The 14,663-nt window shown below is 41.6% G+C and carries 12 protein-coding genes; 7 read left to right on the top strand and 5 right to left on the bottom strand.

Going from position 1 to position 14,663, the window contains the following annotated elements:
- Positions 1 to 58 precede the first annotated feature (58 nt).
- Positions 59 to 3,109: a D-2-hydroxyglutarate dehydrogenase YdiJ gene (gene ydiJ, locus C727_RS0110655; RefSeq protein WP_017445629.1), complete on the bottom strand. Its 3,051-nt coding sequence runs from the start codon at positions 3,107 to 3,109 to the stop codon at positions 59 to 61.
- 86 nt (positions 3,110 to 3,195) lie between these two features.
- Positions 3,196 to 3,702 (bottom strand): lipocalin family protein, encoded by a 507-nt coding sequence (locus C727_RS0110660; RefSeq protein WP_017445630.1) that lies wholly within the window; start codon positions 3,700 to 3,702, stop codon positions 3,196 to 3,198.
- Positions 3,703 to 3,889: 187 nt separating this feature from the next.
- On the opposite strand from C727_RS0110660, the gene C727_RS19075 reads away from it, so the two are divergent.
- Positions 3,890 to 5,491, top strand: a complete 1,602-nt coding sequence (locus tag C727_RS19075) for a sensor domain-containing diguanylate cyclase (RefSeq protein ID WP_017445631.1) — start codon at positions 3,890 to 3,892, stop codon at positions 5,489 to 5,491.
- On the opposite strand, the gene C727_RS0110670 is transcribed toward C727_RS19075, so the two are convergent.
- Genes C727_RS0110670 through C727_RS0110680 form a run of 3 tightly spaced genes read right to left on the bottom strand, consistent with a single transcriptional unit; the run spans position 5,488 to position 7,788 of the window.
- A complete protein-coding gene (locus C727_RS0110670) occupies positions 5,488 to 6,282 on the bottom strand; it encodes a segregation and condensation protein A (protein ID WP_017445632.1) in 795 nt (264 codons plus the stop codon). The genes C727_RS19075 and C727_RS0110670 overlap by 4 nt on opposite strands.
- Entirely contained in the window at positions 6,282 to 6,902 is a 621-nt protein-coding gene (locus tag C727_RS0110675; protein ID WP_017445633.1) for an L-threonylcarbamoyladenylate synthase, read from the bottom strand. Before C727_RS0110675 ends, C727_RS0110670 begins: the two co-directional genes overlap by 1 nt.
- A gap of 16 nt (positions 6,903 to 6,918) precedes the next feature.
- Positions 6,919 to 7,788, bottom strand: a complete 870-nt coding sequence (locus C727_RS0110680) for a PHP domain-containing protein (protein ID WP_017445634.1) — start codon at positions 7,786 to 7,788, stop codon at positions 6,919 to 6,921.
- 352 nt (positions 7,789 to 8,140) lie between these two features.
- Between C727_RS0110680 and C727_RS0110685 the strand changes: the two genes are divergently transcribed.
- The 6 genes from C727_RS0110685 to trpA are packed head-to-tail and all read left to right on the top strand — an operon-like array spanning position 8,141 to position 14,653.
- Positions 8,141 to 9,667 (top strand): anthranilate synthase component 1, encoded by a 1,527-nt coding sequence (locus tag C727_RS0110685; protein WP_017445635.1) that lies wholly within the window; start codon positions 8,141 to 8,143, stop codon positions 9,665 to 9,667.
- A gap of 1 nt (position 9,668) precedes the next feature.
- Complete coding sequence (locus C727_RS0110690; protein WP_017445636.1) at positions 9,669 to 10,277, top strand: aminodeoxychorismate/anthranilate synthase component II; 609 nt, start codon at positions 9,669 to 9,671, stop codon at positions 10,275 to 10,277.
- Positions 10,277 to 11,281, top strand: coding sequence for an anthranilate phosphoribosyltransferase (gene trpD, locus C727_RS0110695; protein ID WP_017445637.1), 1,005 nt, complete (start codon positions 10,277 to 10,279; stop codon positions 11,279 to 11,281). Before C727_RS0110690 ends, trpD begins: the two co-directional genes overlap by 1 nt.
- Complete coding sequence (gene trpCF / locus C727_RS0110700; protein ID WP_017445638.1) at positions 11,274 to 12,641, top strand: bifunctional indole-3-glycerol-phosphate synthase TrpC/phosphoribosylanthranilate isomerase TrpF; 1,368 nt, start codon at positions 11,274 to 11,276, stop codon at positions 12,639 to 12,641. Before trpD ends, trpCF begins: the two co-directional genes overlap by 8 nt.
- A 16-nt stretch (positions 12,642 to 12,657) precedes the next feature.
- Entirely contained in the window at positions 12,658 to 13,851 is a 1,194-nt protein-coding gene (gene trpB, locus C727_RS0110705; RefSeq protein WP_017445639.1) for a tryptophan synthase subunit beta, read from the top strand.
- Positions 13,844 to 14,653, top strand: coding sequence for a tryptophan synthase subunit alpha (trpA, locus tag C727_RS0110710; RefSeq protein ID WP_017445640.1), 810 nt, complete (start codon positions 13,844 to 13,846; stop codon positions 14,651 to 14,653). Before trpB ends, trpA begins: the two co-directional genes overlap by 8 nt.
- Positions 14,654 to 14,663 lie beyond the last annotated feature (10 nt).

Genomic DNA, 14,663 nt, shown 5'->3' on the forward strand with positions numbered 1-14,663 from the left:
AAACCCCGCCTAAAAGCGGGGTTTTTATTTAAACAGGTGTTTTTTCACTCGCTATCATTTACGACAATAACTCTAACAAAGCTTGCACTGGGTGTTTAGGTTTAAAACCATCTTCCCGCTTTACTTGAGAGCGACAAGAATAACCAGTCGCCAGTATATTTTCCTGCGCTTGATTAGCCAGTTTAGGTTGCCAGCTTTGGCGATAGATGATCTGTGAGTTTTTTAAATGACTGGCTTCATGGCCATAAGTCCCTGCCATACCACAACAACCTACTGCCACAGGGGTTAATTTTGCGCCTGCTCTCGCGAATATCGCTTGCCAATCTTTTTGGGAACTCGCTGCCGAGGTTTTTTCTGAGCAGTGGGCAAACAACTTAAAGTTCTGTTGGTAATCTTTTGTTGTTTTTGGCAATGCCACTTGTTTTAACCATTCGTGCGGTAACATGACTTCAAAATCACCGCGTTCGTCAGCTAATACTTTATTGTACTCATCACGATAGGTTAATACCAAACTCGGATCTGTTCCCACCATAGGAATATGCAACTGCTGGAGCTGGTTTAAAAAGTCGGCAGCATTTTTAGCCGTTTTAGCAAACTGTCGTAAAAAACCTTTTACATGCTGCGGTTTACCATTTGGTAAAAACGGCAATAAAATAGCTCGATAACCAAGTCGATTAATGAGTTTAATCCAATCGGCAACCACATCTGCTTCGTAAAAGCTGGTGAAAGGGTCCTGCACAACCGCAACCAATTTTAATCGCTCACTTTCAGACATTTGCTGCAAGCGATTTAAGTCCCAATCCAATACATCTAATTGAGTCACTCGTTGCGCCAAAGTAGGCACGCTTAATTTTGGTGTGTCCACATAACCGACACTTTTTTCGATAAGTTGTGCCGTGACTGGATTTTGCACCAATGCATTAAACAAACGTGGTGCTTTTGCCATTAACGGTGCAGTTTTTTCAACCGAACCGACTAAATAATCTTTGAACGGGCGACTATAACGGCTGTAATACAAATTTAAAAAACGTGCTCTAAAACCAGGGACGTCCACTTTAATTGGGCATTGGCTAGAACAGGCTTTACAAGCTAAACATTCTTCCATTGATTGCATCACTTCATGCGAATAATCATATTCACCAGACTGTTTAGCTTGAGTATTGCGCCAGCGGGCAAACCAAGATGAATCCGACTCACCTTTTAAAATGGCTTTTTCTTCCTGAATAAAATCTATGCCTTGATTACCCAGCTGTCTTAACCACTCTCGCATTAAACCAGCACGGCCTTTTGGGCTATGGCGACGATCACGGGTTGCTTTATACGACGGGCACATAGGACTACTGGTATCCCAGTTAAAACACAAGCCGTTACCGTTACAATTCATCGCTGTATCGACACTATCACGCACTTGCACCGGAATTTGTCGGTCGTAATAACCACGTTTGGTCGCATCTACACTAACAATCGACTCTGAACTGTCTATTGGCGTACAGATTTTGCCAGGATTCACTCGGTTGTCTGGATCAAAAACCGTTTTTATTTTACGCAACTCGTTAAATAATTCTTCCCCAAAAAAGTCAGGACCGTATTCGCTGCGGTAACCTTTTCCATGCTCACCCCACATTAAACCACCATATCTGGCGGTTAATTCAACCACCTTATCTGAGATAGTGCGCAATACAGTTTCTTGCTCTGGATCTGTCATATCCAAAGCAGGACGCACATGCAATACACCAGCGTCTACGTGGCCAAACATGCCGTAATTTAAACCGTATTCGTCTAATAAGGTGCGAAATTCCATTATAAAATCGGCTAAATTTTCAGGCGGCACACCAGTGTCTTCGGCAAAAGCAATGGGTTTTTTAGGCCCTTTAGCATTTCCAAGCAAGCCGACCGCTTTTTTGCGCATATCATAAATCGTTTGAATACTGGCTAAGTCGGAAGTGACCTGATAACCAATCACACCACCTGAACCTGTTTCAATCAGGGCATCTAAGCGCTTACACAAAATAGCGAGTTTACCTTCAATATCACTGGCCTCTACCGCGTTAAACTCAACAATGTTTAGCCCTTCCATTATTTTGCCTGGTACATCTTGAATTAACGATTTTACGGATTCCCAAATAATATCTTCACGCGCTAAATTTAAAACTTTGCTATCAACGGTTTCTACCGATGTCGCTTGTGCTTCGACTAAAAATGGCGCATTGCGTAACGCAGATTCAAAACTGTCGTATTTCACGTTTACCAAGGTTTTAAACGGTGCAATTGGTGTGATATTTAGTTTAGCTTCGGCAACAAAACCAAGTGAGCCTTCGGCACCTGTGATCACTCGGCCTAAATCAAATTCAGTTAAATCCTCGTTAAATACATGCTCTAAATCATAACCGGTTAAAAAGCGGTTCATGCGTGGGAATTTAGCTAAAATTTGCTCGCGTTTATCGCGACACGTATTTAATACTTGACGGTAAATACGACCTGTTAACGAGTCTTGCTCGGCAATCTTTTCGGCTTCGGCGGTTGGCATTTTGGCCGTTTCTAAAATATCGCCGCCTAATAAAACAGTTTTCATCGCCAATACATGCTGACTGGTTTTACCGTAGACTAAAGATCCCTGGCCAGAGGCATCGGTACTGATCATACCGCCGATAGTTGCGCGGTTACTGGTGCTTAAGTCGGGTGCAAAAAAGAAACCATGTGGTTTTAAAAAAGCATTTAACTGGTCTTTAACGACCCCACTTTCAACTTTAACCCACCCTTCTTCGGCGTTAAAATCTAAAATATGATTCATGTGGCGGCTCATATCCACCACTATACCAGAAGTTAACGATTGACCATTCGTGCCAGTTCCACCACCTCGCGGAGAAAACTTAACTTGTTTAAATTCGTCTTTGGCCGCGAGTTTGTTTAGAACGACTAAGTCGTCAGCATGCTTTGGCAAGACCACAGCTTGCGGTAAGTTTTGATAGACACTGTTGTCGGTAGCCACTGAAAAACGACTCGCGTATGTGGTTTCTATCTCACCACTAAAATCAGAAGCTTCTAATGCGCTCAAAAATGCTAAATATTCTTTTTTAATTGCGTCAACTTGGGTCAGACGTGGGATCATACGGCCTTGCTCAATTACTGAAATTGACGCAAATTATATCAAAACTTTAGATTCTCGTATCGCGCTTTTTAACTTAAAAGTTGTTTTTAGTGCTCTACAAAAACCATTTTATGGCGCTCAAAACCCTTAGATTCAGCAAATTGTATAAGATTATCAAGTTTTGTTTTTTCAATTTTAGGGCTGCGCGACAAGATCCAAAAATAATCTCTATCTGGACCCGTTACCAAAGCCGTTTGATAATCGTTATCAAGCGAAAAAATAACATAAGAGGAATAAAAAGGACCAAAAAAAGAGACCGCCAGATGTCCTTTCGTTTTATCATCAACAAAATGAGCTTTTCCTTCAGCCTGCTGCCAACGCGACTCTTCTGGATCAAAACCTCGGTTGATCACTTTCACATCACCATTTGGTTTGAGCGAATATTCGGCAGTAACTTGGCGCAATCCTTCTTCAAAACTATGATCGTAACGGGCAATTTCGTACCATTTTCCCAGATACTTAGATAAGTTAAAATTGTCAACCGGTTGGATACCCGATGGCGTTGAGGTACAAGCGGCTAACAATACAATTGCACACAATACAAGCTGCTTCATTTTTTTCTCCTGCAAATAAAATTTTATTACGCAAGTTGAATGCTTTTAGACTATTTTAAAAAAAATAATTGCCGCAGTTACATTCGTAGTGACACTAAAATTTAGTTTTGAGTTGTTCGTGTATGGCGCTCTGGGCACCGGCTTAGATAAAAGTTAGTGCTAGACACTTGATACCGGAAACACCAATGTGAAACTCAGATACTATCTAATTATTATTTTTATCTTTTTTACGTCGGTTCAGACTATTCTCAATTTATATCTGTTTAAAAATTACCAAAAACAATTAATTACCGGTAATGTAGCCTCGATTTCACAAATTGAGTTGAACCTGATTAATGCCTCTGCTGATCTATTTGATGATACAGTAAATATGATTGCCAGTCGCACTAGCTTGATTCAAGCTGTTGTCGCTTGGCAGCAACATCAGGATGTCGAAGCAAAAAACAACATTAATGATTTGATATTAGATACTTACAATAGTTTTAATTTGGTAAAATGGATTCAGGTATACGACGATAACGGACAAATAATCACTTATGCTCCACGTTCAAATACAATCCAGCCTTTAAATTATGATTATGCGAACAATATGGTTGCGGTTGCTGAAAATCAGAAGATAGTATTGCGCATTGAAAAGCCATTAATCTCTAATCAAAAAACGATAGGTTCAATTGAGATTGCTTTTAATAGCAATTTCATCCACAAAATTATTGCCCGAAGCAACCCAAGTGGTCTGCCAGTTGAAACCGTTTTAGCAGCCCGTATGTTAAGTTCAGAGGAAACCTTTGTAACTTTTAACACCGGCGAAGACACCAAAATTAGATCCGCTAGCCTGACCGTTGCTAAAGACAGTCCTATTGGCAAAGCGCAATCAGGTCAAACCGGCGTTTGGGATGGTGTGAAAGATGAAAGTGGCCGCAAGCTACTCGCAAGCACCCACTATTTGGATGAACTTCAGCTTGCTGTGATTGGCCAAATGGAAGTATCTGAACTTGATGCTTTAATAAATAAAAATTCGCAGCAAATTTTTAAGGTATATTTATATGCTGCTTTTACCGCTATTTTATTCTATTGGTTAATAGCTGCTAATATCACCCGCCCTTTGGTCCGCGTAAGCGAAAATGCCAAACGCATTGTTAAAAATAACCATATTCCACTTTATCAACCCAATTACATTTCCGAGATAAATCAATTGCAAGACAGCTTGATTAAAATGGCAAAAAATCTAAAAAAGAAACAAAAAAACACTCACGATAGACATCAAGCACAAACCAAACAACTAAAACTAGCCGCTAACTTAGACCCGCTTACAGGTTTGTATAACCGACGTGTCATTGATACTGAGCTTCCCAAAGAAATTAATCGTGCGCTGCGCTACCAACACCCTTTATCTTTGGCCATGGTAGATTTAGACCATTTTAAACAGGTTAATGACACCTATGGCCATTGCGCCGGTGACCAGGTACTTTCAGCAGTTGCAAAACATTTAATAAAAAATGTTCGTAAAACTGATTCTGTCATGCGCTTTGGCGGTGAAGAATTTTGTATATTAATGCCATCGTCAGATCTTAAAAGTTCATTTCATTTGTTAAATCGTCTTCGCCTCGGTATCGCTGAGCTCACTACTTTTTATCAAGCACAAAACATACGTATTACCGCAAGCTTTGGTTTAACCGCACTAAGCGAAACAAACGACACCTCAGAAAACCTTATTGAACAAGCTGATCAAGCGTTATATAAAGCAAAACAAAATGGCCGAAATCAGGTTATCTGTTACCAACAAAATTAGTTTATCAGGCTAACATAAAACCGATCCGAATCTGCCGCGGTTACCATTTTAATTTGTTGGCCTTTTAGCAGTTCTAAAACCGCCAGAAAAGTAACCACAACTCCGCTTTTTCCTTCTTCTACAGTAAAGAGTGCAATAAATTCGATTTGTGCTGTCTCGCTTAAACGCTCTAAAATTAAACTCATCCGTGCCCGAGTAGATAAAGTTTCGGCTTTAATTTGGTGGTGTTTGAAATGGCTGGCTCTTTTTAGCACGCCCGCAAATGCAATGACCAACTCACGTATATCCACATCCGGCTCAATCAACACGGATTCACAATCGGGAACAAATACACTTTGACTAAAAAAATCCCGCTCCAGCCTTGGTTGCTCATCAAGTGCAACAGCGGCTTTTTTAATCACTTCGTATTCTTTTAAGCGACGCACAAGTTCAGCTCTAGGATCGGCTTCTTCTTCATCATCTTTAGCTAGTTTAGGTAATAAAATACGGGATTTTATTTCTGCTAACATCGCGGCCATTAGCAAATATTCGGCCGCCATCTCTAAATCGACTTCTTTCATTAGCTCAACATATTCCATGTACTGCTCTGTCACTTGTCGGATTGGAATATCAGCAATTTCAAATTTTTGTTTGCGAATTAAATATAATAATAAATCGAGAGGCCCTTCAAATGATTCCAAAATCACTTCAAGCGCATGTGGTGGGATAAACAAATCTTCCGGTTTGTTTATTAATGCTTCGCCCTTGACATAAGCCAAAGGCAGCTCTCTTTGTATCGCGGCCTGATTCATTATTCAAATGGCTCAGTATTACCATTGCCAGCGCGCACAACCACAGGTTGCTCATCGTATAAATCTATCACTGTGGTGGGCGTTTCTTGCAAAATGCCACCGTGAATAATTAGATCGACACTATGCTCTAACTTATCTCGGATCTCTTCCGGATCAGCTTCGGCAAAATCATTGCCTGGTAAAATTAAACTGGATGACATCAGTGGCTCATCCAACATCTTTAACAGCTCAAGGGTGATAGTATTGTTCGGGATCCGAATCCCAATGCTTTTACGTTTAGGGTTTTGTAAACGTCGAGGCACTTCTCGGGTTGCTTTAAAAATAAAAGTATAGGGTCCAGGCGTATTATTTTTTAATAAACGAAAACTGGTATTACCTACTTTAGCGTAAACAGATAATTCAGAAACATCTTGGCAAACCAGGGTAAAATCATGGTCCATGTCGAGTGCACGAATGCGGCATATTTTTTCTAGCGCCTGTTTATTTCCAACTTGGCAGCCAATGGCATAACCTGAGTCGGTTGGATAAACAACCACTCCACCTTGGCGGATGATTTCAACCGCTTGTTTAAGTAACCGGGCTTGCGGATTGTCTGGATGGATATAAAAAAATTGACTCATAAAAACACTCCCGGGTTTAACCCCTTGTCAAAAAAGACCAGTTATGCCAAATCGGCTGACATAACTCTGGTAATGGTAATAGTTGGCCAAGTTCGTTATGCCCGCCAACTCGATGAAAATCAGAACCTTGTGATGCGCTTAAATTAGCCTGCTTAGCATAATTAGCTAATTGAATGAGTTCATTATTATTTTGTCTAGGTAAACCGACCTCAATTGCATCCCCTCGCATTTGAGCAAATTCGGTGACTAAACGGCGTACCCATTTATTATTTAAATCATAGCGTGTTGGATGTGCAAGTACAGCTTGCCCGCCAGCGGCGTGAATTAATTCAATCGCATGTTCGGGACTCATCCACTGCGGCGGGACATAAGTTTTACCTTTGCGGCCAAGATATTTATCAAATGCTTTTTGGATATGGTTTACGTAACCCTCCTGCAATAAATATCGTGCAAAATGCACCCTAGAAATACTATCCCCTTTGGCCATATCGCTTATTTTTTCAAACAAAGCATCGCCATCTAATTCGGGGAGCACTCGCGCTAACTTTTCTGCAATTTTACGAGCACGTGTTTCACGAGATGCAATTTGCTGTTGCAGTGCCTCGGTTAACGCTGCATTGTCCGGCGCAATATTTAAACCAAGGATATGGATCTCAAATCCATGCCAACGGGTTGATATTTCAACACCATTAATCAGTTGCAATGCTAATTTGTGTTTTTTGATCGCATCAGCAGCTGGTATTAAAGCATCAATGCAATCATGATCTGTGATTGCCAATACCTGCACATCTTTATTCGCTGCTCGCAACACTAATTCTTCAGGGCTCAATTCACCATCGGAACAAAAAGTATGGCTGTGAAGGTCTATTTTAAATCGAGCGCTCAAAGTAATTCCTTAGTGTTAATTTAAAAAAAGGTTGACTTTAACATGAATATAGGTTTCATTAGACATATTAATTATTTATGGAATTTCAACCGTGTACACAGCAAAACAAACAACTCAATTAACTTTAATTTGGTGGTGGAGCTTCACTTAGGTGCGGGCTAGCTGTGTATTGTTGCAATTTTAAGCAAAAAAGCCCGCAAATGCGGGCTTTTTTATTATCTGCTGTGTAACAATAGCAAAAACAAAGGAAAAAAGGCAAAATATGCAAAAATTTACAGTCAACTTAGGTTCTTGGCGAAGCTGTTAAATCCTCAAAGTCCCTTAATTTTGTGATTAACAGCGAAAAAAGATTATGAATACAAAGATTACGAGCATTAAAAAAGAAACCCAATATATTGCCGATCCACTTAGGGTTTATCATCAGTTAGCAAAAGACCACTGTTACTCTCTGTTGTTAGAGTCGGCCGAAATTGACAGTAAAGATAATTTAAAAAGTATTTTGCTTTTAGACACATGTTTACGCATTGAATGTAACCACAGAAATGTTGAACTTGAAGCGTTTAATGCAAATGGTCAAAGCGTGATTTCGGCTTTGGCTGATTCGCTAGCTCAGTACGTAAAATCACATAGCGAAAATACGCTTAAGTTTAGTTTTGCGCTACCAGCCCCCGGTTTAGACGAAGATGAACGTTTAAAAACCACTAATCCATTTGCCGTTTTACGACAAATATTAGCGGCCGAATACGAGCAGGATGCACCGTTTTTAGGTGGTGTATTTGGTTATGACCTGTTAGCTGTTGTAGAAGAACTGCCAGAGGTCCCAACGGGTGAAAATAGCTGCCCTGATTATGTGTTTTATCTAGCTGAAAATTTGCTTATTTGTGATCACCAAGCGCAATCAGCGGAGCTTATACATTTTAATTTCAGCCCAAATGACAACGGTGGAGCCGATAGCTTAGCTGAATACCATGAGCAATTATTAAACCTGTCGAATGGTGAAGGTAATCAAACAATTCCAGCCGCTGATCTTGAAGTAAAAGTAGATATCTCAGATGCTGATTTCTGTCAGGCAGTAGAAAACTTGAAGGAGCATATAAAAGCAGGTGATATCTTCCAGGTTGTGCCATCTCGCACTTTTAGTTTGCCTTGCCAAGATTCAGTCGCGGCGTATCGCGTATTAAAAAAACAAAACCCGAGTCCCTATATGTTTTATATGCGTGATAAGGACTTTGAACTTTTTGGCGCATCTCCAGAATCTGCGGTCAAATATACCAAAGCTAGCAACGAAGTCGAAATTTATCCAATTGCAGGCACACGCCGACGTGGATTTAATGAAGATGGCAGTATCAACGCTGATCTAGATAGCCGAATTGAACAAGAGCTTAGAAGTGATAAAAAAGAACTAGCTGAGCATATGATGTTAGTGGATTTAGCACGCAATGATGTTGCTAGAGTTAGTGAACCTGGTACTCGCCATGTTTGTGACTTGCAAAAAGTTGATCGCTACTCGTATGTTATGCACCTGGTCTCCCGAGTTAAAGGTAAACTGAGATCAGATTTAGATGCTTTGCATGCATATCAAGCTTGTTTAAATATGGGCACTTTAATAGGGGCACCTAAATATAGGGCAGCCGAACTAATTCGCAAAACTGAACAAAAAAGGCGCGGAAGCTACGGCGGTGCCGTTGGTTATTTAAACGGTGACGGCGATATGGATACATGTATTGTTATCCGTTCAGCCTTTGTAAAAAACGGCACAGCGCACGTACAAGCAGGTGCTGGGGTTGTTTATGATTCAGACCCTCAATCAGAAGCAGATGAAACGCGCAGCAAAGCACAAGCTGTGATCAATGCGATTGTGACCGCGCAGGAGGCCTAAAATGAAAACCAGTGTATTTTTATTAGATAACTTTGACTCTTTTACTTATAACCTTGTAGACGAGTTAAAAAATATGGGTTTCGAGTTGATTGTTTATCGCAACAATGTCACCGCCGAAGCCATTTTCGATAAAATGAACGCCACTCAAGGTAAAGTTGTATTAATGCTTTCGCCCGGTCCTGGTACCCCATCGGATGCCGGTTGTATGCCAGCGCTGATAAAAATGGTTAAAGGCCACTACCCCATTATTGGTATCTGTTTAGGCCATCAAGCGATAGTAGAATCATATGGTGGAAAAGTTGGACGTTCAGGCGAAATAATGCATGGTAAAGCTTCGCCGATAAAACATAACCATCACCCTGTTTTTAAAGATATGGCTAATCCACTTTTTGTTGCCCGGTATCATTCGTTAATGGCGAGTGAAATGCCACAATCATTGAGCTTAATTGCCGAAGTTAACGATATTCCAATGGCAGTGATCCACGAAGAAGATAAAGTATTAGGGTACCAATTTCATCCCGAAAGCATACTAACCACCTTTGGTTCAAAATTATTAAAACAGAGTTTACATTATTTAACCCAGAGCCAAACTGAGGAGACGATAGCCTAATGTCACTAATAAATAACGCACTGGACGGCTCAAATTCTAGTATTGATGAATCACAAGCGTTTTTTAACGACGTAATGCAAGGTGACGTAGACCCTGTCGTGCTTGCTGCTGTGTTAGCTGCACTTAAAGTTAAAGGTGAAACACCTGAAGAAATTGCAGGTGCAGCGGCGGCAATGCGTAAAGCCGCATTGCATTTTGACCGTCCCGACGATTTAATTGCCGATAGTTGCGGCACGGGCGGGGATGGCGCAGATACCATCAACATTTCAACCACTAGTGCGATTGTGGCCGCTGCTTGCGGGTTAAAAATGACCAAACATGGTAACCGCAGTGTCTCTAGCAAATCTGGTTCTTCTGATTTATTAGAAGCACTAGGGGTTAACTTAACCCCAACCCCTGAGCAAGCACGTAACTGCCTTGACCAATGTGGCATTTGTTTTTTCTTTGCGCCGCAATACCATGCTGGCGTAAAACATGCGATGCCGGTTAGACAAAAGCTAAAAACGCGAACACTTTTTAACATCTTAGGGCCATTAGCAAATCCTGCCTGCCCTGATATCCAGTTATTAGGTGTTTATAGCCCTGATTTAATCCGTCCAGTTGCCGAAACTTTAAATAAATTAAACATTAAACGCGCTATGGTCGTACATGGCTCGGGGCTGGATGAAATCGCTTTACATGGCGAAACCCAAGTTTGTGAGATTAACCAAGGCAAGTTAACTGAATATCGCTTGAGTCCGGCCGATTTTGGTTTACCTAAATGCCAGCTCGCTGACATTAAAGGCGGCAGCCCACAAGAAAATCAGCAAACCTGCTTAGATATGCTCAGTGGCCACGGTAAAACAGCGCACTTAAATGCCGTTGCGGTTAATGTTGCGGCCCTGTTGTGGATGTCCGGCATTAGTTCGTCATTAAAAAGCGGCGCAGAGCGCGCACTAGATGCAATGCAATCTGGTAAAGCACTTAAAACTCTAAAAGATTTTGCGGAATTATCAAATGCCTAATGTGTTAGAAAAAATCTGCTTAGACAAAGCAGAAGAATTAAAACTTCAAAAAGAAACGTTTAAATTAGAAAGTTTTATCGATCAGTTAACGCCTTCTGATCGAAGTTTGTATGACGCACTTAAAGCTCGCCAGCCGGGTTTTATTCTTGAGTGTAAAAAAGCCAGTCCATCAAAAGGCTTAATTAGAGAAGTATTTGATTTAGACGAAATCGTTTCCGCGTATAAAAATTATGCATCTGGTATCTCTGTCTTAACCGACAAAAAGTACTTTCAGGGCGATCATGAATATTTAAAATATGTTCGTAGTCAGGTCAAGCAACCTTGTTTATGCAAAGATTTTTTTATTGACCCCTATCAAGTTTATTTGGCACGTTATTATGATGCAGATGCCATTTTATTAATGCTGTCGGTATTAAATGATGAGCAATACAAAGAATTAGCCGCTTTGGCCGAACAGTATCAATTAGATATTTTAACCGAAGTCTCAAATCAGGTTGAATTAGACCGAGCGATAGCGCTAGGCGCCAAAATTATCGGTATTAATAACCGTAACCTACGTGATCTGTCGACCGACTTGCAAACCACACGCGAGTTAGCACCAAAAATACCAAAGGATCGCATTATTATTAGCGAGTCAGGCATCTACACCCATGATCATGTCAGCGAACTAAGCCGTTATGCAAATGCCTTTTTAGTCGGCAGTTCACTGATGGCGCAAGCTGATTTACCCGCGGCTGTGCATAAACTCGTGGTGGGCGAAAACAAAGTCTGTGGGTTAACCCGAAGCCAAGATGCCGCTGCGGCAAAAGCGGCCGGTGCGGTTTATGGTGGTTTAATTTTTGCCGAAAAATCTCCACGCTTTGTGACTTTGCAACAAGCGCAAGCGATTTGCCAAGCGGTTGATTTAAATTATGTTGGTGTATTTGTTAATGCACCCATCGCCACCGTCGTCAATAATGCCAAACAGCTCAATTTAGCGGCTGTGCAGTTGCATGGGCAAGAAACCCCTGCTTATATCTCTGAATTAAAATCGGTGCTGCCCGACACTTGTCAAATATGGAAAGCCTTTAATCCCGAGCAAGAGACACCTCCCCAAGCGCCCGAAGTATCACGTTGGCTGCTTGACTCAGGATCTAAACAACAACCAGGTGGCACTGGACACCCCCTTAACTGGGATACATTAGATAATGCCAAGATCCCACAACCTTTTATGTTGGCGGGCGGTATTAATCCGGAAAACGTGGCTGCTGCAAAACAAACAGGAGCCATCGGCTTGGATATTAATTCAGGGGCCGAAAGTGCACCGGGCATTAAAGACAGTGACAAATTAAAACGTATTTTTTCGCAGTTAGGCTGCTAACAGAATTGAGGTTACAATGACTAAACAATTAGACGCCTACTTTGGCGAATTTGGTGGCATGTATGTGCCAGAATTGCTTGTACCTGCGCTCGAGCAATTAGAACAAGAGTTTATCAAATCACAAGAAGATCCAGAGTTTAAAAAAGAGTTTGAAAGCTTATTAAAAGAATATGCTGGACGCCCAACACCGCTGACTCTAACGCGTAACTTTTCGCCAAACCCAAAAGCAAAAATTTACCTCAAACGAGAAGATTTATTGCACGGTGGTGCTCATAAAACCAACCAGGTTATCGGACAGGCTTTATTAACCAAACGCATGGGTAAAAAACGCGTGATTGCCGAAACCGGTGCCGGCCAACATGGGGTAGCAACGGCACTCGCCTGCGCCCTACTCGGTTTAGAATGCCGTATTTATATGGGTGCAAAAGACTGTGAACGCCAGCAACCTAATGTTTTTAGAATGAAGCTAATGGGCGCTGAAGTGATCCCTGTAAACGCAGGTTCAGGTACCTTAAAAGATGCAGTTAACGAAGCGCTGCGTGATTGGTCGGCTAACTACGAAGAAAGCCATTATTTGTTAGGCACGGCCGCTGGTCCTCACCCTTTTCCAACTTTGGTACGTGAATTCCAACGAATGATCGGCACAGAAGCCCGCGAACAAATATTAGAAACTGAAGGCCGTTTACCTGATTATGTACTGGCTTGTGTTGGTGGGGGTTCAAATGCTATTGGCATGTTTGCCGACTTTATTGATGATGACGGCGTTAAACTAGTCGGTGTTGAACCAGGTGGCCATGGTTTATCAACATTAAAACATGGTGCAACCTTATGTAAAGGCACGATTGGTGTATTACACGGCGCTATCACTTATATCATGCAAGATGAAGATGGACAAATCGAAGAGTCGTATTCGGTTTCAGCGGGTTTAGATTACCCGGCCGTTGGTCCTCAACATGCCCATTTACATAAAACTGGCCGTGCCCAATATGTTGCTGCTACCGACGAAGAGGCTCTAGCGGCATTTCAAAAACTTTGCCGCTGCGAAGGAATTATTCCAGCATTGGAGTCGTCGCATGCGCTTGCGTACGCGACTAAACTAGCCGAAAACGTAACAGAAGAAACCATTATCGTAGTCAATTTATCAGGCCGTGGCGACAAAGACCTAACCCACGTTCACAATGTACTTGAGCAAGGAGGTCATTATGAGTAACCGTTACCAAACATTATTTAGCCAACTAAAAGAAAAAAAACAAGGCGCTTTTGTTCCTTTTGTAACGTTAGGCGACCCAGATTTAGAAAGCTCATTTAACATAGTTAAAGCCCTCATTGATGGAGGTGCAGACGCGCTCGAATTAGGGATCCCTTATTCTGATCCTATTGCTGACGGACCTACGATCCAAAAAGCAAATATTCGTGCATTAGAGGCTGGCGTAAAACCCAAACACTGTTTTGAGCTATTATCCAAAATTAGGGCCTATAACAGTGAAATCCCTATCGGCTTATTATTGTACAGCAACTTAGTTTTTGCCCGCGGCATTGATAACTTCTATAAACTATGTGCCGACATAGGTGTTGACTCAGTCTTAGTTGCCGATGTGCCAGCGCGAGAAAGCGCTTTATTTAGACAAGCAGCCGCTGCACATCAAGTGGATGCTATTTTTATTGCACCACCGAATGGCACAGATGCTTCATTAAAACGGGTTGCTGAATATGGTACTGGGTATACTTATCTTTTAAGCCGAGCCGGTGTCACCGGGACTGAAACTGAAGCCGCTATGCCGGTTGAGCGCATTGTCGCTAAACTGAAAGAGTACAATGCACCACCCACCTTATTAGGGTTTGGTATTTCTAAACCGGAACATGTCAAAGCCGCGATCCAAGCAGGTGCCAGCGGAGCTATTAGTGGTTCAGCCGTGGTTAAATTAATTGAAAATAATTTAGCCGATCCGACAAAAGCCGCACAAGAAATTGAGTCGTTTGTTAAACAAATGAAAGCCGCGACCCAAGATTAATAGAGAGACT

The organism is Gayadomonas joobiniege G7, from assembly GCF_000300815.1.
GTDB classification, from domain to species: Bacteria; Pseudomonadota; Gammaproteobacteria; order Enterobacterales; family Alteromonadaceae; genus Catenovulum; species Catenovulum joobiniege.

Coding starts and splice junctions, on each gene's coding strand:
- C727_RS0110685 (WP_017445635.1), top strand. CDS start 8,141: ATGAATACAAAGATTACGAGCATTAAAAAAGAAACCCAATATATTGCC.
- C727_RS0110690 (WP_017445636.1), top strand. CDS start 9,669: ATGAAAACCAGTGTATTTTTATTAGATAACTTTGACTCTTTTACTTAT.
- trpB (WP_017445639.1), top strand. CDS start 12,658: ATGACTAAACAATTAGACGCCTACTTTGGCGAATTTGGTGGCATGTAT.
- C727_RS0110660 (WP_017445630.1), bottom strand. CDS start 3,702: ATGAAGCAGCTTGTATTGTGTGCAATTGTATTGTTAGCCGCTTGTACC.
- trpD (WP_017445637.1), top strand. CDS start 10,277: ATGTCACTAATAAATAACGCACTGGACGGCTCAAATTCTAGTATTGAT.
- trpCF (WP_017445638.1), top strand. CDS start 11,274: ATGCCTAATGTGTTAGAAAAAATCTGCTTAGACAAAGCAGAAGAATTA.
- ydiJ (WP_017445629.1), bottom strand. CDS start 3,109: ATGATCCCACGTCTGACCCAAGTTGACGCAATTAAAAAAGAATATTTA.
- C727_RS0110670 (WP_017445632.1), bottom strand. CDS start 6,282: ATGAATCAGGCCGCGATACAAAGAGAGCTGCCTTTGGCTTATGTCAAG.
- C727_RS0110675 (WP_017445633.1), bottom strand. CDS start 6,902: ATGAGTCAATTTTTTTATATCCATCCAGACAATCCGCAAGCCCGGTTA.
- trpA (WP_017445640.1), top strand. CDS start 13,844: ATGAGTAACCGTTACCAAACATTATTTAGCCAACTAAAAGAAAAAAAA.